At 69.3% G+C, this 16,306-nt stretch carries 17 protein-coding genes and 1 tRNA gene; 10 read left to right on the top strand and 8 right to left on the bottom strand.

Features of this window, described 5'->3' with window-relative positions:
* The first annotated feature begins 45 nt into the window (after window positions 1-45).
* The 3 genes from FHX82_RS11655 (at window position 46) to FHX82_RS37670 (ending at window position 5,827) form a co-directional block, all read left to right on the top strand.
* Complete coding sequence (locus FHX82_RS11655; protein WP_145935930.1) at window positions 46-1,980, top strand: hypothetical protein; 1,935 nt, start codon at window positions 46-48, stop codon at window positions 1,978-1,980.
* A 367-nt stretch (window positions 1,981-2,347) separates the two neighbouring features.
* Complete coding sequence (locus FHX82_RS11650) at window positions 2,348-4,204, top strand: tetratricopeptide repeat protein (RefSeq protein WP_183176559.1); 1,857 nt, start codon at window positions 2,348-2,350, stop codon at window positions 4,202-4,204.
* A gap of 90 nt (window positions 4,205-4,294) precedes the next feature.
* Complete coding sequence (locus FHX82_RS37670; RefSeq protein WP_145935932.1) at window positions 4,295-5,827, top strand: RyR domain-containing protein; 1,533 nt, start codon at window positions 4,295-4,297, stop codon at window positions 5,825-5,827.
* 2 nt (window positions 5,828-5,829) lie between these two features.
* On the opposite strand, the gene FHX82_RS11640 is transcribed toward FHX82_RS37670, so the two are convergent.
* Window positions 5,830-6,114 carry a DUF3040 domain-containing protein gene (locus FHX82_RS11640; RefSeq protein WP_145935933.1) on the bottom strand — a complete coding sequence of 95 codons (285 nt, stop codon included), beginning with the start codon at window positions 6,112-6,114 and terminating at the stop codon, window positions 5,830-5,832.
* Window positions 6,115-6,335: 221 nt separating this feature from the next.
* Here FHX82_RS11640 and FHX82_RS36910 point away from each other — a divergent pair, with 221 nt between their 5' ends.
* The 3 genes from FHX82_RS36910 to FHX82_RS11630 are packed head-to-tail and all read left to right on the top strand — an operon-like array spanning window position 6,336 to window position 7,536.
* Entirely contained in the window at window positions 6,336-6,461 is a 126-nt protein-coding gene (locus FHX82_RS36910; RefSeq protein ID WP_260171895.1) for a hypothetical protein, read from the top strand.
* 46 nt (window positions 6,462-6,507) lie between these two features.
* Window positions 6,508-7,248, top strand: a complete 741-nt coding sequence (locus FHX82_RS11635) for a dienelactone hydrolase family protein (RefSeq protein WP_145935934.1) — start codon at window positions 6,508-6,510, stop codon at window positions 7,246-7,248.
* A 12-nt stretch (window positions 7,249-7,260) separates the two neighbouring features.
* Window positions 7,261-7,536, top strand: a complete 276-nt coding sequence (locus tag FHX82_RS11630) for a DUF6295 family protein (protein ID WP_145935935.1) — start codon at window positions 7,261-7,263, stop codon at window positions 7,534-7,536.
* 17 nt (window positions 7,537-7,553) lie between these two features.
* Here the strand turns inward: FHX82_RS11630 and FHX82_RS11625 are convergent, their stop codons facing one another.
* The 3 genes from FHX82_RS11625 to FHX82_RS11615 all read right to left on the bottom strand — a co-directional run bounded on the left by FHX82_RS11625 (window position 7,554) and on the right by FHX82_RS11615 (window position 9,920).
* A complete protein-coding gene (locus tag FHX82_RS11625; protein ID WP_145935936.1) occupies window positions 7,554-7,826 on the bottom strand; it encodes a PASTA domain-containing protein in 273 nt (90 codons plus the stop codon).
* A gap of 63 nt (window positions 7,827-7,889) precedes the next feature.
* Window positions 7,890-9,422, bottom strand: coding sequence for a TROVE domain-containing protein (locus FHX82_RS11620; RefSeq protein ID WP_145935937.1), 1,533 nt, complete (start codon window positions 9,420-9,422; stop codon window positions 7,890-7,892).
* A 195-nt stretch (window positions 9,423-9,617) separates the two neighbouring features.
* Window positions 9,618-9,920 carry a hypothetical protein gene (locus FHX82_RS11615; protein WP_145935938.1) on the bottom strand — a complete coding sequence of 101 codons (303 nt, stop codon included), beginning with the start codon at window positions 9,918-9,920 and terminating at the stop codon, window positions 9,618-9,620.
* Between FHX82_RS11615 and FHX82_RS11610 the strand changes: the two genes are divergently transcribed.
* Window positions 9,919-11,094, top strand: a complete 1,176-nt coding sequence (locus tag FHX82_RS11610; RefSeq protein ID WP_145935939.1) for a hypothetical protein — start codon at window positions 9,919-9,921, stop codon at window positions 11,092-11,094. The genes FHX82_RS11615 and FHX82_RS11610 overlap by 2 nt on opposite strands.
* Window positions 11,095-11,152: 58 nt before the next feature.
* The gene (locus FHX82_RS11605) at window positions 11,153-11,362 is read left to right on the top strand and encodes a hypothetical protein (protein WP_145935940.1); all 210 of its coding nucleotides are present in this window, start codon (window positions 11,153-11,155) and stop codon (window positions 11,360-11,362) included.
* Window positions 11,363-11,822: 460 nt separating this feature from the next.
* Here FHX82_RS11605 and FHX82_RS11600 read toward each other — a convergent pair whose 3' ends face one another.
* The 4 genes from FHX82_RS11600 to FHX82_RS11585 form a co-directional block, all read right to left on the bottom strand.
* Window positions 11,823-12,248, bottom strand: coding sequence for a hypothetical protein (locus FHX82_RS11600; protein WP_145935941.1), 426 nt, complete (start codon window positions 12,246-12,248; stop codon window positions 11,823-11,825).
* A 160-nt stretch (window positions 12,249-12,408) separates the two neighbouring features.
* Window positions 12,409-12,481, bottom strand: a tRNA-Lys gene (locus FHX82_RS11595).
* A gap of 50 nt (window positions 12,482-12,531) precedes the next feature.
* A complete protein-coding gene (locus tag FHX82_RS11590; protein WP_145935942.1) occupies window positions 12,532-12,942 on the bottom strand; it encodes a hypothetical protein in 411 nt (136 codons plus the stop codon).
* Window positions 12,935-13,300: a hypothetical protein gene (locus FHX82_RS11585; protein ID WP_145935943.1), complete on the bottom strand. Its 366-nt coding sequence runs from the start codon at window positions 13,298-13,300 to the stop codon at window positions 12,935-12,937. The genes FHX82_RS11590 and FHX82_RS11585 overlap by 8 nt, the downstream gene beginning before the upstream one ends.
* Before the next feature lie 240 nt (window positions 13,301-13,540).
* Here FHX82_RS11585 and lanKC point away from each other — a divergent pair, with 240 nt between their 5' ends.
* The gene (gene lanKC, locus FHX82_RS11580) at window positions 13,541-16,081 is read left to right on the top strand and encodes a class III lanthionine synthetase LanKC (RefSeq protein ID WP_145935944.1); all 2,541 of its coding nucleotides are present in this window, start codon (window positions 13,541-13,543) and stop codon (window positions 16,079-16,081) included.
* A 17-nt stretch (window positions 16,082-16,098) separates the two neighbouring features.
* A complete protein-coding gene (locus tag FHX82_RS11575) occupies window positions 16,099-16,251 on the top strand; it encodes a SapB/AmfS family lanthipeptide (RefSeq protein ID WP_145935945.1) in 153 nt (50 codons plus the stop codon).
* The last annotated feature ends 55 nt before the right edge of the window (window positions 16,252-16,306 follow it).

Here is a 16,306-nt window from a genome sequence, read left to right as displayed (position 1 = left end):
GCTGGTTACACTGCTGATCCGGCCCGTCACCCCACGGAGGCTTCCTTGACCCGCCTCGCCGCCTTCCTCGCCTGGTCCACCCAGGCCGGTTCCCCGGACGCCGTCAAGAAGGCGCTGTCGGTGATGAAGAACAAGCTCGGCGAGCACGGTTTCGACTACTACGACTGGAACGAGAACCAGAGCGTCAACAAGGACATCGGCGCGAAGGTCAGCGACGAGCTGCTCAAGTCCGACCTCGTGATCCTCGAAGGCAGCAAGCAGCGCCCGAACCTGGCCTACGAGGTCGGGTTCGCGCACGCGCTGCACCTGCCGCTCGTGGTGGTCAAGCAGGTCGACTCCGAGCGCCTGCCGGAGAACTTCGGCGAGCCCGACTACCTGTCGTACCCGTCGGACGTCGGCGACGAGACCGGGTTCCGCACCTTCGAGACCCGCTTCGCCGACTGGCTCCGCAAGCTCTGCCAGACCACGCTCTCGCCCGGTCAGCGTTCGGCGCGCCAGGGTCGCAACAGGCTGACCGAGCAGATCAACAAGTTCATCGACGGCTATCCGGAGGAGCACGCGAGCCTGCACCTGCTCGGTGGTTGGGCGGGCGCGCTGGCGCACGAGCTCGACTCGGGTGGCGCCTCGCAGCTGGTCGTGGACGCCGACTACTACCTGCCGAGCTTCTCCAGCCTGCGCGAATGGAACGGCGGTGACATCCGCGCGATCGCCGACCTCACCGACGAGACCGAGCAGTTCTGGACGCCGGACCACCCGGAGGAGATGACCGCGAACGTCAGCGAGCGCATCTTCCTCATCGACTGGTCGTGGTTCTTCGAGAACGAGGACCGCCTCGCCCGGCAGATCGAGCTGTGGAAGCGGCACCAGGCCCGCCACCGCGAAGGGCCGTACGACATCTACATCGCCGCGAAGGAGGAGCTGCGCGTCGGCGAGGTGCATCCGATGGGTCCCACGGCGGTCGGGCACCACCTGCTGCTGCTCGACCCGGACCTGATCGGCGGCTACCGCCCGAACCCCGGGCGCGTCGACGGGCGCCAGCTCGTCATCGAACGCAACTCGCTGCGCTACGCCGGTGCGAGCCAGTTCTACGACTCCATCAAGGCCCGCGCGGTCCGCTTCGAACCGACGATGAAGGCGGTGGACCTGCGGCGCGCGTGGGTGGCGCGCAACGGGGTCGGCCGCTGGGACGAGGACTGGACGAGCGAGACGGAGTTCCGCTCGCCGGACTACTTCGACTCCTACGACCGGCACATCCGCTGCTGGATCCCGCGCTACGCCCAGCTGATCAACGACTGCGCGGCCACGGTCTTCCGCGAGATCCTGCGGATCTACGCCGACAAGATGCGTTCGGTCGACGTGCTGGAGATCGGGTACGGGACGGGCCGGTTGACGCGGCAGATCGTGCCGTGGATCCGCAACATCAACAGGCCGTTCTACGACCTCGAACACCACGGCCCGGTGCGCCTGTACCGCGGCGTCGACAGGGCGGAGCAGATGACCCGGTACGCGCGGGAGCTGCTGCACCCCGAGCAGCAGACGGGCCTCGACATGCGGCTCGTGCGCGGCACGGCGTGGGAGGACGTCGACGGGCGGTACGACGTCGTGTTCGGCTCGCTGGTCATGCACTTCCTGATCGGCCCCGACCCGAGCGACGAGGTGCTGGACGAGTTCTTCGCCAACAGCGCCGAGCACACCACCGAGGACGGCACCCTGGTGTTCGCCGACGTGTTCGGCGTGAACGGCGACCGCAAGGGCGCGTCGGCGATGGAGAAGTGGCGCGAGTGGATGATCCGCTACGGCCTCGGCGAGTCCGAAGTGGACGCCTACATGGCCGGCAACACCGACATGACCAGCGCGGCGCCGGTTTCCCAGCTGCGCAAGGTCGCGGAAGCCCACGGCTTCAAGACACGCGTGAAGGTCGTCGGCGCGCCCACCCTGCCCTTCCGCATCGTGGTGTTCCAGAAGGAACGGGCGAGCTGAGCCACTCCAATGGCCGCGGCCAGGCGCACCCCACCGCTCTTTAGGGTGTATCTTGCTCAGTGAATTACGAGTTTCACTCTGTGGGGCAACTCGACTGGGGTAGTCGGCTGGGGGTAGCGCGTGACTCGCGGCCCGGTACGCAAGGGAGAAATCGGTGTCGAACTGGTTGGTGACTCTCTGGCAGCGCCTGCGGCATGTGGATCTCGGGGAGCGGGCGTCGCTTCCGGAGATCCACGTTCCGTGGCCGCTGGACGTTCCGGTGCACAGAGGACCTGTGGTCGGACTGGAGAGGTTCGTCGCTCAGCTCGACCGGCTCCTCGAACCGTCATTCGAGACGCGCCTGTGTGCGGTGGTCGGCGGTTCGGGGATGGGGAAGACCACGCTGATCGCGCATTGGGCGGCGGTGGCGGAACGCCCTTTCACGGGCCGGTTCCTGTACCTGGATCTGAACGCGACCTCGAGCAAGGAGCCGATCGAGGGCCTCTTGACCGAAATCCTCCGGAAAGCCGGAGTTCCGCCCGCCCTGATCGAGGCAGCCGGGCCTGCCGGACTCGAGAAGCTCTTCAGGAACGAGAGCCGTGGCAGGCACTGGGTGCTGATCGTGGAGAACGCGAAGACGGTCGAGCACGTCCTGAAGCTGCTGCCTGGCGCGGGCAGTGTCCTGGTGGTGACCAGTCGCGTCCCCCTGCCCGGCCTGGCCGACCTGTGCTCGGACGTGATCGAGCTCGAACCGCTGGTGTTCGCCGACGCGAAGCGCCTGCTCGCCGAGGTGGCAGGCGGGAGTCGTGTTTGCGAGAGGGCCGAGGAAACCGAAGCCCTCGTGCGGCAGTGTGCGGGGCGGCCACTGGCGTTGTTGCTCGTCGGCAGTCTGCTCAAGGCCGACGCCGGCCTGCTCCTCCACGATCTGACCGGTGCGCTGGCCGGGCGGGGGAAAGGCAGCCCGAACGGTGTCGACGAGGCGCTCGGCCCGGTGATCGACCTGTGTTACGGGAGGCTCGACGCGAACGCCAGGCAGGTGTTCCGTTCCCTGGGTGCCTGGCGCCTGCCGCCGCTGCCGCCCGGGGCGGTGGCAGCTCTCGCGGATCTGCACCCCGACGCCGTGCAGGGCGCCATCGACGCGCTCCGGGAGCTGCAGTTGATCAGGACCGATCGCTTTGGCCGCGTGGACCTGCACCACTTGCTGCGCTCCTACGCGGCGACCCTCGGCCAGGATCGGGAAGGAGCCCGGAACAGGTTGCTCCGCTGGTACGAGGCTTCGGCCGAGGCAGGTGGGAACGCGCTCGCGGCCGACTGGGCGGGGGAAGTCGAGGCGGACAAGGAGGGCATCCACCCGCTGACGTTCAGCGCCGACCGTCCCGACCGGGTCCTGAACTGGTTCGAGCAGGAACTACCGACCGCCGTCGCACTCCTGCGCGACTTCGGGCGCGACGAACCCGGGTCCTGGCGGCTAGCCCTGTTCTTCACACCGTTCCTGTACCTGCGCAAGCCACAGGCAGAATGCCTCGAACTCGCACAACTCGGCCTCGGGATCGCCCGTAGCGCCCGGGACGAGTTGGGTGAAGGCCGGTGCCTGCACATGTTCGCCTGGGTCGAGCACGAAGTGCAGCAGGACGAGCAGGCTGCCCACGACCTGGAGGAAGCCCGGCTGCTCCAGGTGAAGAACAAGGACTATCGCGGTCTGGCGTGGACGGATTTCGGGTACGGTCAGAGCCTTGCGGAGGAGGGCAGGTTCGCGGACTCGGAGAGGGCGTTCCGCAGGGCGCTCGACCATTTCCGCGCTACCGGCCTGCCTTTCGGCGTGGCCATCGTGCAGGCGACGAGGGCGATCACTCTCGACAAGGCGGGTCGGCACGACGCCGCACTGCGGGCCGGCCAGGAGGCGTCGTACATCGGCGACGAGCTGGAGAACATCCCGTTGCGGGGCCTGGTTCGGCACCAGCTCGGTCACCTGCGTTACCGGAACAGGGACTACCGCGGCGCCGTGGACGAGTTCGATTCGGCTCTGCCGTTCCGGCGCAGGTCGGGGGAACGATGGGGGGTAGCGGAGACCCGCTACCGCCAGGGGCAGGCTTTCGCGGCGCTGGGTGACCATCGGAACGCCGCAGCCGCGCTCACCGAATCGCTCGAAATCTTCGAGGACCTCCACGATCACCGGCGCGCGGGGTGGGTCAGGATGGCCCTGGCGTGGCTCGAGTTGGCGCCCCGCCCGCCGGGCGATCTCTGAGGGTCGACGAGCAGGCGAACCTGCTCCACACTGGATCCCTGCCCGGTCGGACGGGAGGCCACCGTTACCGCACTGACCTCGAGGCCCGCGGTGCTCATCCGCGTGCTGTTCGCCGTGCTCGTCGTGGTGTCCCTGGTGCTCGGGTACGTCGGGCTGGCCGAGTACCTGGCCACCAGCGCGCAGTACGCCCACCGCCCGCTCGACCTGCTCTACTACGACCTCCAGCTGTTCGTCATCAACTCCGCGCCGGTGTCGAACGGCGGGCCCTATCCGTGGCCGCTGGAGGTCAGCCGCTTCCTCACGCCCGCCGTCACGGCGTACGCCGTCGTCGAGGCCGCGCGCCTGCTGTTCGCCTCGGAGATCGCGCGCCTGCGCGCCCGGCGCCGAGCACGGCACATCATCGTGTGCGGCGACTCGCTCGCTGCCCGCACACTCGCTTCCCACCTGGACGCCGAGCACAGGGTCGTCCGCGTCGAGAGCGCCCGCAGTCCCGCCCCGCTGATCGCCGCCGGGCTGCCCCGCGCCGCGCGCCTCTACGCCTGCGCGGACGAGACGGCCGCGAACATCGCCACCGTCCTCGCCGCCAGCCAGGTCGAGCGCAAGGTGCACGCCCCGCTGGAGATCCACGCCCACGTGTCCGACCCGGAACTCGGCGATGCGTTGCGTGACCGCGGGTGGCGGGAGGGCCTGGAGGTCGACTTCTTCTCCCTCGACGGAGTGGCGGCCAAGCAGGTGATCGCGGCGGAGCAGCCGGACGGCGAGCGGCTTGTGGTGATCGGGCTCAGCGCGTTCGGCCGCGCGTTGCTGCTGGAGCTGGCCCGCCGCCGCACGGAACCCGTCGAGGTGACGGTGGTCGACCCGGACGGGGAAGCCGTCGTGGCGGAACTCGCCGCACGTCACCCGTTCTTCGCAGTTGCGTGCCACGTCAGCGTGGTACCCGTCTACCAGCCGGAACCAGGTGTGCATTTGGTCTTCGTCTGCCACGATGACGAGGAGCGAGCGCTCAGGGACGGCCTCAACGCGGCGGCGACCGTCGACGCGACCCGGGGCACCGTGATCGTGCGGATGGCGGAGCTCGCCGGGGTCGGTGAGATGATGGTGCAGCACGGTCAGGAGGACCGGCTGCGATTCGTGGGAGTGCTGGACATGGCGAGCGTGTACCTATCCGAGCGCATCACCGACTCCCTCGCGCGTGCCGTCCACCGGCGCTACGTGCGGGCCCAGCGGGCACTGGGACAGGACGTGCGGAGCAACCCGTCGCTCGTCGACTGGGACGACCTGCCGGACACGCTGCGTGACGCCAACCGCGCCTCAGCGGGTGACATCGAGCGGAAGCTGGAGCTCGTCGGCTGCCGGCTCGTGCCGAGTCTGGAGGCCGCCGCGTTCACGTTCGAGCCCGAGGAGGTCGAGCGGCTGGCGGTCGCCGAGCACGAGCGGTGGGTCGCCGAGCGCCGCGCGGACGGCTGGCGATATGGGTCGCGGCGCGACAACGAGCGCAAGCTGCACCCCGACCTGCGGCCGTGGAGCGACCTGGGTGAGGCGGAGCGGCAGAAGGACCGCAACGTGGTGCTGGCGCTGCCGGAGATCCTCGCCGACGCGGGCTACCGCATCGTGCGGCGCTGAGGTCAGCGCAGCCGGTGCAGCCAGGTGCGCCAGATGATCGCGGTGGGAACGCCGCTGGTCAGGACCGCGCCGAAGACGATCAGGAACGCGGCGTGCGACTGCGCGCCCGCGGTCATCACGAACAGGCCGGCGACGATCGAGCAGAGGGCACCGAGCAGCGCGACGACCACGCCGGGAATCCGCATCGGCCGCAGTTCGGACAGCCGCTGGGCAAGGCGCGGGTTCTCCTCGGCCAGCTGCCGTTCGATCTCGGCGAGCCTCCGCTGCTCTTCGTCGTGAAGTGCCATGCCGCACCGCCTTCGCACTCCACATTATGATCCCGCCACCGGTGCTTGTCATCGCGGCGATCAGTGTGAAATTTTTCCGACGCTCCTCAAGTTGCTCACGGTGAGTAGGTAACATAACCTGCCGTTAACACTCTCGTGGGAATCGCAGCGAGGGGGAGACAGCTGCCCCACGAGGACGGACCGCGGACACGTCAGTGGCCGCGGGAGAGGGAGGTAAGCAGATGAGCGTGAGCCAGGACGAGCTGGAGACCACGCCGATCTTCGCCGAGCTGACCGCCGAGTTCGACCTCGACCGGCTACTGGGCGAGACCGCCGAACCGGAAAAAGGTGCTGTTCAGGGCGAGTGACCCGGATCCGGCGCCGCCGGGTTCATGATCGTGCCAAGCTGGCGGCATGACCGATGCGATGCGGGCCGAGACGATCACGATCACCGGTGCCGGTGGTGCCGAGATCGAGGCGTACCTGGCCAGGCCCCTGGACGAGAAGCCGCACGGCGGGGTCGTGGTGATCCACCACCTGCCCGGCTACGACGCGGCCACCAAGGAGATCGTGCGCAAGTTCGCCGCGCACGGCTACAACGCGCTGTGCCCGAACCTGTACTCCCGCGAGGCGCCGGGAGCCGATCCCGACGACGCCGCGGCCACCGTGCGGGCCGCGGGCGGGGTGCCGGACGACCGGCTGGTCGGTGACGTCGACGGCGCCGCGAAGTACCTCAAGGAGCTCGACGGCGCGAACGGCAGGATCGGCGTGATCGGCTACTGCTCGGGTGGCAGGCAGACCTTCCTGTCCGCGTGCAGCCTGCAGATCGACGCCGCCGTCGACTGCTATGGCGCGTTCGTCGTCAACGAGCCGCCGCCCGAGATGGCGAACATGAAGCCCCTGCTCGGGCTGGCCTCGCAGCTGTCGTGCCCGTTGCTGGGCCTGTTCGGCGCCGAGGACAAGTTCCCGGGGCCGGAAGAGGTCGCGACGCTGGACGCCGAGCTCACGCGGCTCGGGAAGGACCACGAGTTCCACTCCTACGAGGGCGCCGGGCACGCGTTCTTCGCGGTGGACCGGCCCAGCTACCGCCCGCAGGCGGCGGTGGCGGGCTGGCAGCGCGTGTTCGAGTTCTTCGGCAAGCACCTCTCCGCGTAAGGGAGTTTCTCCATGTGCACCTACCAGACCGAGAAGATCGAGGTCACCGGCAGCGGCAAGGCGGCGAAGGGCTGGTTCTCGCTGTCGCACGCGACGGTCTACGTCGACCACCCCGTGCACGCGCCGTTCGCACACACGGTGAACATCGACTTCATCAACCCGGCTGAGGGCCCGTCGGCGCGCGTTCCGGTGGAGCTGACCGAAGAAGCCGCCCTCGCGCTGGCCGACGCGATCCAGCGGGCGATCGCGTCCGCGCCACAGGGGCTGGCTTCGGTGAACCAGCCCTGATGTCTACAGTGGACTGATCAGGCGGGCAGCAGCGCCGACTCGGTGGGCGGCGTGGGCGCGATGTCGGATCCCTTGCCGGGGCCGAGCTGGGTCCACAGGACGACCTCGTCGCCCTCCTCGGCGCCGGCGGTGGGGATGGGCGCCTGCGCCACCACGATGCCGGACGCCGGTTCGGGTTCGCCTTCGGGCCCGCGCGGCACGAGACCGGCCCGGCGGACGATGTCGCAGGCGTCCTGGGCGCCCAACCCCACCACATCGGGCACCTCGGTCACCGGACGACGTCCGCGCATACCTCGATTTTAGGGCCCTGGAGCCGGTGCCGCCCCACTTCACGGAGGCGGCACCGGCGCCGGTCAGAACGGCCAGTCGGCGTTCCGGCCGGCTTCGAGCAGCGCGATCATCCCGAAGGACGCGTCGTTCAGCCCGGCGAAGGTGTGGCTCCGGCCGGTGCCGCTCGGCGCGTGGCCGAACCGGTAGCCGGCGAGGTTCCACGTGTACAGCGGGACCGGCGCCCGCACCACGCCGTCGGCGGTCTGCTCGTCGGTCAGGACGACGACCCGGTCGTGGCGGCGGAAGTGGCGCTCCACCATCGTCGCGGTGCGCGTGCCCCCGCCGAGGAAGTACCCCGACGAGCGCCACCGCTCCGCCGCCCGCAGCAGGTTCTCCCCGCGGCGCAGGCGGAATTCCTTGCTGAGGTGGGAGTAGGAGACGACGTCCGCACCCGCGCAGGCCTTGGCCAGCGCGAGCCCGAACAACGTCGCCGCGTCCCACCGCTGCAGCATGCCGTCCCGCGAGAACGGGGCCGTCATGCTGCTGCTGGTGTCGACCAGGATCAGCGTGCGCCCGGCCAGCCGCGGCACCCCGCGCAGGGAGTGCTGCAACGCCTGGTCGAGCGGCGCCTGCCAGCGGTCGTGCGCCACGGCCCGGTAGGCGGAGAGGAACCGCAACGGCAGCTGGCGGCTCGCCCGCACCGCTTCGGGGTCGGACAGCTCGGCCGCCACCCGCGCGGCGACCTCGTCGCTCAGCCCGGCCTCGTCGAAGTTGCGCAGGTTCCGCAGCTTCGCCATGTAACCCATGGACGGCAGTAGCGCCTCCCACACCGCGGCCGTCATCGGCCCCTGCAGCCACCCGGCGACGGACTCCCACGTCATGCCCGCCTCGGCCAGCGCGACCGGTTCGACGCGCCGTTCCTCGGCGGGCAGTGCCGTGAGCCGTCGCCGGGCGCGCAGCGTGCCGAGCGAGGCGGGAACGTCGTCCCCGCGGTCGTGGCGCGCGTCGAGGATGTGCTCGAACAGGGCGGCCTGCCAGCGTGCCTTCGGCTTGGGGTGCACCAGTTCCACGACGTCGGCGAACCGGATCGCGCGGGAGTCGGAGTCCCACTTGAGGTACGCGCGCTCGGTGTACAGGCGCGTGACCGCGTCCGCGACACCTCGCTTGAGGGGCTTCGGAACGGCGCGGCCGTGGGTGGAGAACCAGTAGCCGAGCAGCTCGCCGGGCTCGTCGGCGCGTTGCAGCACCGACGAGATCACGCTTCGGGACAACCCGTGCGCGCCGTTCTCGAGTCGCGTGTGGACGAACTCGGCGGCGCCGACGAGCGCGGCTGTGCGCAGGTTCGCCTCCGATCGCAGCCAGCGCAGGAAGCGCACTGTCCACTCGGGATCGTCGGTGGTCGTTTCCCGTACCAGCTCGACGAACCGGTGGTCACGTGTCTCGGCGGACTCGTAGAAGGCGTCCTCCCCGGCGAACCCCGACACGGCGAGCACGAACAGCGCTGTCTTGGCGTCGAACCCGTACGCGTGGCCGTTTTCGTGGTTACGGGAGGAATTGTTGGTGCGCAACGGAGAGGAGAGCGCCTCGCGCAGTCCCCGGACGTTGAACCTGGCCATCTCTCGCCTCCTCGAAGTTGGGCCGCGGCTCGCCGAAGACCGAGATCAGGACGGCGAAGGTCTCCGTGCGGGCGGACCCGCACGGGCAGGAATCGAACCTGGGAGCCAGAAGTAACCCTCGCCTGCGCACCGGTCTCCGGCGAGCCGCGGTTGTACCAAACTAAGGAATGTGGACGGGAGGGATCAACTCATTTTTCAGAACAGCCAGCCGACGACGGTGCAAATGCCGATCCCGATCAGCCCGAGGACAGCGAGCAACATGGTGGTGAAGACGATCCCGAACAGGACGCCGTCCCCCGAGTCCACGGCGGCGGACTCGGCGCCCTCGACCGGCGGCAACGGCCGACTGAACCACTCGGCGGCGTGATCCTGCGAGCAGAACCAGAGGTAGTAGTCGTCCTCGCCAACGCGCACGTCGACGTCCAGCCAGTTCTCGTCTTCCTTCTCGGGCGTGCGCTCGCACAAGGCGCAGCGCAACTCCGTCTCGGTGTCCTCCATGCGTCTGATCATGAGGGCGCGGGAAAACGATTTTCGCCGGACGACGAGAGGGTGCCTTCAAGGGTTGGCGTCAACCGGGTTTAATGAAGCAGTTCAGGGAGGTGTTGTGGATTCCACTGCTGTTCCCGCAGGTGTGCTGCCGCGCAGCGGTGGTTTCGCCCTTGATGACCCGAACATCCGGGTTCGCGTGGACATGACCAGGCGCATCCTGCGGCGACGGACGTTCGTGGCGGGAGCGCTCGCTGTCGTGTTCGGACTGTCGGTGGTCGTCGCCGAGCTGGGAAAGACCGCTCGGGCAATCGCACCCGCAGTGCCCATCGGGCTGCTCTTCGTCGTGTTCGCATTCGTGTTGGTGCGGAGGGCAGTGTCGTTCCGTCGGCTGGTTCACCTGCTGGGACGTTTCCCGTGGCAGCTGACGGCCGGCGAAGTGCTCCGGGTAGGGCGTCAGGACGAACCCGCGCAGATCGCCGTCACCCTGGAGGGCAAGCCGAAGCTGCTGCTGCTCTCCGCCAGGGCGACCAGGCGCCGGGCGCTGCGGGTGATCCGGGAAGACGGGCGGGTGTGGCTCTGCGGCCCGGACGAGAAGGGCAGAGCAGCACTGCGGGTCGCGGGCTTCACCGTCACCTGGCGCGTGACGCTGTCCGACAACCCGCCACCGCGACCTGCGACGCAGGCTCCTCGCGCGGTCGCGGGGCGACCTGCGACGCGGGCTCCTCGCGCGATCGCGGGTTCTGCGGCCTTCCTCTTCCCGGTCCTCATCCCGGTCGGCCTGCTCGCCTTCGGCGCCGTCCTCACGGTGTCCGGCTGGCGGCAGGATTCCTTGGCGGCAATGGCTGTCGGTGAGATCCTGGCGGTGGCTGGGTTGCTGAGGGGTTTCGCGGTGTCTCGGGCGCTCGTCCGGGTCTCCCGCCGAGCCAGGCTGGCCGCGCTGCCGGAACTGACCGCCGCCGCGCGGTTCGAGGTGCACTCGTGGTCCCCGGGCAGGCCCCTCACCGGCCGGGTCCAGTTACCCGGTGGCCAGGTTCTCGCGATCGCAGTGCCGCACCCCGGCCTGGATCTGGTCGCGCATCTCCAGTCCGGCGCGCCGGTCCGGATCCTCGGCACTCCCGGCGGCCGACTGGCGCTCTCCTCGCCCGGCGCCCCCAGTCTCACCGCCGCGAAGCCGATCACCTGAGGGCCGGTCTCGTTGGGACCGCTGGTTTCGGCAAGATCGCAAACCGGAGGTGGGCGCGGTGGAACGATCGAAGCGGCGGCTGCTCGTCCACGTCGCGAGCTGGGTGGTCGAGTTGGCCGTCCCCTACTTCGGGGTTGTCGGCATCGCGTACCTGTTCCACTGGGACGAGCCGTGGGCCTGGGGACTCTTCGGCGTCCTCATGGTCCTGGGACAGGAGGGGGCGAGGGCACTACGTCGCCGCATCCGCAACCGGGCGGACGACTCCTGACGCGCCTGCGCGAGGATGTCGAAGTGAGTGAGATGGCCGCATCGATGCTGGTCGGCCAGACCGTCACCGGGTCTGTTCGACCTGGTACCTCACCGACGGAGAGCCGCCGACACTGCTCCATGCGTGGCTCCACCTCGACCGGCTGGGGCTGGTGCGCTGCCACGCCTGTTCCGGGCTTCACCTCGACTCGCTGCCGCCACCTGAGCCGTACGCCATGCCCGAGCTGGGTGGCCGTGTCACGGTGGAGGACGTGGCACCGCCGCCACTCGCCGACCTGGTCGGCCGCGAGATCGTCGACGTGCGGGCGCTCGTGGTGATTCCGCAGGGGTTCGAGATCGGACTCCTGCTCGTCACCAGGAATCTTGGAACGCTGGCATTCGCTGGGAGTGGCCTTACCCGCCTGACCTGCGGGAAGAGTGGGCCGCCTGGGGCTCGAACCCAGAACTTACGGCTTGTTCGGCTAAGTGTCCCGGAGTCGGTTCGTGGTGCTGACTGTCTTGCTGACCGCAACTCCCCGGCGGCGCACTTCGGCGAGGAAGGGATCTATCGAGTCGGGGACCAAAGTGACGAATCGAGCGCCGCGGTAGTTGCTCGCGCTGTGCAGGTAGACCGACCGCAGCGAGTGCTCGACGGTGACCAGGTCCTGCCAGGTGGTGAGCCACAAGTATCCGGGCCACAGTCGCGCCGGACCGACAACCGACCGGCTGAGTAGCGTCTGTATCCACACCGGCTCGACGCGGATTCCTACCCCGAGGTGGTTGGTGACAAGCACGCCCATCGGCCAGCTGAGGTTGAGGTATCCGAACGAGAAGGGGATAGACGTCCCGCCGCGAACTTTCACCGGCGTCGCTTCGCATGCGGTGCTGCCGGTGACGATTCCAGCCAACACATGGCGGACGCCTCCAGGAACATGTTGTTGCGAGGACCCGCTCACGCTGAGCTGTTCGTGCCCCGGTGCTCGCCCGTGCCCGTCCCGATCGATGGGGACAAACCGGGGAGACGACCACACCTCAGGTGCTTCACGAGTCGCTGACCTGCGGAAGGAGTGGGGCGCCTGGGGCTCGAACCCAGAACCTACGGATTAAAAGTCCGCAGCTCTACCAATTGAGCTAACGCCCCCGGAGACCCGGCACCGCGCGGGTCACCACGGAGAAGCCTAGCCGCTCAGGTCAGGTCTGCGGTACGCGGGCCGTCCGGCGGAGCCACAGCAGGCCGATCACCGGCAGGACCAGCGGGACGAACAGGTACCCCTCCCCGTAGCCCGACCAGACCGTCGCGTCCGGGAAGGCCGAGCGGTCGAAGACGCTCAACGTGCCGACCGTCAGCACCCCCAGCAGCTCCACCGTGCACGACGCCAGCGCCACCCGGAACGACGTCGCGCCCGAGCGGGCCAGCGCCACCGTCGCCACGATGTAGATCACCGCGGCGACCGCCGACAGCACGTACGCCAGCGGGGCCTCCGCGAACTTCGTCGAGATCTGCACCGCCGCCCGGGACGTCGCGGCCAGCGCGAAGATCGCGTACACCGCCACCAGGATGCGGCCAGGGCCCGTCGCCGTCTTCTTCGCAGCCTCAGGCACTCGCGCCTCCCCAGATCTCGTGCAGCCGCAGCACCATCACCGGGATCGCCACGCACGCGATCCCCAGGATGACCGTGCTCGACCGGCTGCGCTCGGCCAGCGCCCACACCGTCGCGCCGGGAATGATCACCAGTGCGCCGATCAGGTACGCCAGGTACGTCGCCAAGTTCCCCGGGTGGCCGCCGCCGGCGAGCAGCACCACGCCGATTCCCAGCTGCACCACCAGCAACACCTCGACCACGCCCAGTGCCGCCAGCAGTGCACGCCCCGGCTCCCGGTTCCGCGCTGCGGCCACAAAGGCCCAGGCGGCGACGAAAAGCGAGGTCACCGCCACCGCCACCGCGAAGCCCGAGATCACCTGTAGAGCTTAACCCGCGCGTCCTACTCCCTACTCGGGGGTGAAGCAAGACGGCAAAAGAACCGGCACTCAAAGCGTTACTCGTCCGTTTGGGTGGCGAAGTCGTCACAGCGCGTCTGGTTACCTGGTGGTAACGCGGCCGTTTCAACCATCACAAACGCCGAAACGGCGTATTGGCATTACCGGGGTTGCGGGGTGCAAGATTAGGCACCGCCAATTAAGTGGGTAGGAGTCCAGGAAATGGATCTTCGATACGAGGCTTTCTGCTTCGCGGATCCGCTCTTTTTCGATGAACAACGCGGATCCGGAGAAAGCCGTGAAGAATTTGCGAAACTGCTGCCCGTTCCTTCACGTGGCTGGGTGAGCGCCGAGCGCGGCGTCTGGCGCTACCTCCGTCGTGAAAGTGGAGATCTTCCTTCCCAGGGTTGGAAAATTCATGTCTCCGGCACACCGGCGAACGCTGCTCGCGTGCTCCGGAAGGTGTGGGACTACTGCATCGAACGGTCTATTTCCTGCAAGCACCTGCGCACCGTCGAGATGGTTCTCGCAAATAACTCCAAGTATGCCGCACGTGAGGGTAGTGGCAAGTTGGCCACTATTTATCCGCGTGACAACAAGGAATTGAAACGCACGCTTCAGGAGCTCTCGGAGATCCTTTCCGGCGAGCCGGGGCCGTACATTCTGAGTGATCTGCGCTACGGCGCTGGCCCGCTCCACGTCCGCTACGGCGGCTTCGCGGAGCGCTGGGTGGAAGCAGACGGTCGCAGAGTGCTCGCCGTGAGCAAGCCCGACGGGACACTCGTGCCCGACCGCCGCACCCCCACCTTCCAGCTCCCGGACTGGGTACCCCTGCCCGAATGCCTCGAACCGCACCTCGCCGCCCGGCGTGGTGGTGACCCGGCCCAGTTCCCGTACCGGGTGACCTCCTCGCTGCACTTCTCCAACGGCGGCGGCGTGTACCTGGCCGAGGACAAGGCCGACGGCCGCGAGGTCGTCCTCAAGGAGGCGCGTCCGCACGCCGGGCTCGACCGCGACCACGTCGACGCCGTCGCCCGCCTGCACCGCGAGCACGACGTGCTGCGGCGCCTCGCCGGCATCCCCGGCGTACCGGCCGTGCACCGCCTCTTCACGGTGTGGGAGCACCACTTCCTCGCGATGGACCGCGCGCCCGGCCTGTCCCTCGGCTCGTGGCTCGCCCACCACTACCCGCTCACCCGCCGCGACCCGGACGAGCGGGACCTGCCGGCGTACGCCGAGCGCGTCCGGGCGATCCTCGGACGGCTCGGGGCGCTGCTGGACGCGATCCACGAGCGCGGTCTCGTCTTCGGCGACCTGCACCCGATGAACGTCCTCGTCGACGAGGACGACCAGGTCTCGCTGGTCGACTTCGAGCTCACCTTCGAGGCCGACGATCCCGGCCGCCCCGCGCTGGGCGCCCCCGGTTTCAAGGCGCCGCCAGGACTGTCCGGTGTCGCGATCGACGACCACGCTCTCGCCGCGCTGAAACTGTGGATCTTCCTGCCGCTCAACGCGTTGCTCGAACTTGCTCCCGGCAAGCTGCCGAGCCTGCTCGGGTTCGTCCGGAACCGGTTCGGCCTGCCCGAGGACCACGCCGCCGAGCTGGCCCTGCCCGGCCTCGAACCAGCTCGGACGGAGCTGGACGCCCCGGAGCCGGACTGGGCACTGGTGCGCAAGTCGGTCGCCGCCGGGATCCTCGCCTCCGCCACGCCCGAGCGCACCGACCGGCTCTTCCCCGGCGACATCGAGCAGTTCCAGGTCGGCGGCGCGTGCTTCGGCGTCGGCGCCGCGGGCGTGCTGCACGCGCTCGACGTCACCGGCGCGGGGCGGTATCCCGAGCACGAGCAGTGGCTGCTCGACTCGGTGCGCCGCGACCCGCCTGGCCGCCCCGGGTTCCTCGACGGGACGCACGGCATCGCCCACGTGCTGGAGAACTTCGGCTACCGGGCCGAGGCCGACCGGCTGCTGGAGAGCTCCGCCGCGCTCGTCGAGCAGACCACCGAGCACGGGTTGCAGTCCGGGCTCTCCGGCGTCGGGCTGAACCTGCTGCACTTCGCCGCGACGCGGGACGACCGCGGCTTCCGCGAGCAGGCGATCCGGATCGGCGCGCGGCTGGCCGAGACCACGCCGCAGCCGCCCCGCAAGTTCGCCACGGCGGGCCTGCTCAGCGGCTGGTCCGGGCCCGCGCTGCTGTTCGTGCGGCTGTTCGAGGAGACCGGTGACGGCGCCTGGCTCGACGCGGCCGATCGCGCGCTGCTCCGCGAGCTCGAAGAGTGCGTGGCCACCGACGACGGCTCGCTGCAGGTCCGCGACGGTGAGGCGCGCACTCTGCCCTACCTCGCGGTTGGCAGCGCGGGAGTCGCGGTGGTCGCCGAGCACCTCGCCGCCCACCGGCCCGGCGCCGAGAGCGTCGCGCAGCTGCCCGGCCTGCGCGAGTCCTGCCGCGGCGAGTTCGTCATCCACCCCAGCCTACTGTACGGGCGGGCCGGGCTGATGACCGCGCTGGCCGCGGGCAGGCACCGCGGCGACGACCCGGTCGCCGAGCGGGCGATCGCACTGCACCTGTCCCGGTTCGCCTGGTACGCGATCCCCTTCCGGGGTGGCATCGCGTTCCCCGGCAACCAGCTGCTGCGGCTGTCGATGGACGTCGCGACCGGCGGAGCGGGCGTCCTGCTCGCGCTCGCCGCCGTCCTCGACGGCACGCCCGTGCTGCCGTTCCTCGGCGGCCCCAGAACTTCGGTCCGACCGGACCGGGGAAAGTAGAAGAGAAGGGCACGACCATGGAAATGGTTCTCGACCTGCAGGCGATGGAGACCCCCGAAGCCCTCAACGGCGGCGGCGACGGCGGCGCGGGCCACCCGATCAGCAACCTCAGCCTGCTGGCCGGCTGCGCCAACAGCACGCTGAGCCTGCTGGGCTGCAGCACCATCTGACACACCCGCAGGAAAACGGTGGGAGCGGCGCAGGCCAAGTGCGCCGCTCCCACTC

Origin of the sequence: Amycolatopsis bartoniae (assembly GCF_014191255.1) — a bacterium.
Taxonomy (GTDB): Bacteria; Actinomycetota; Actinomycetes; order Mycobacteriales; family Pseudonocardiaceae; genus Amycolatopsis_E; species Amycolatopsis_E bartoniae.
Note: the sequence above shows the minus strand (reverse complement) of the source record. Positions and strands in the feature narration are given on the sequence as shown.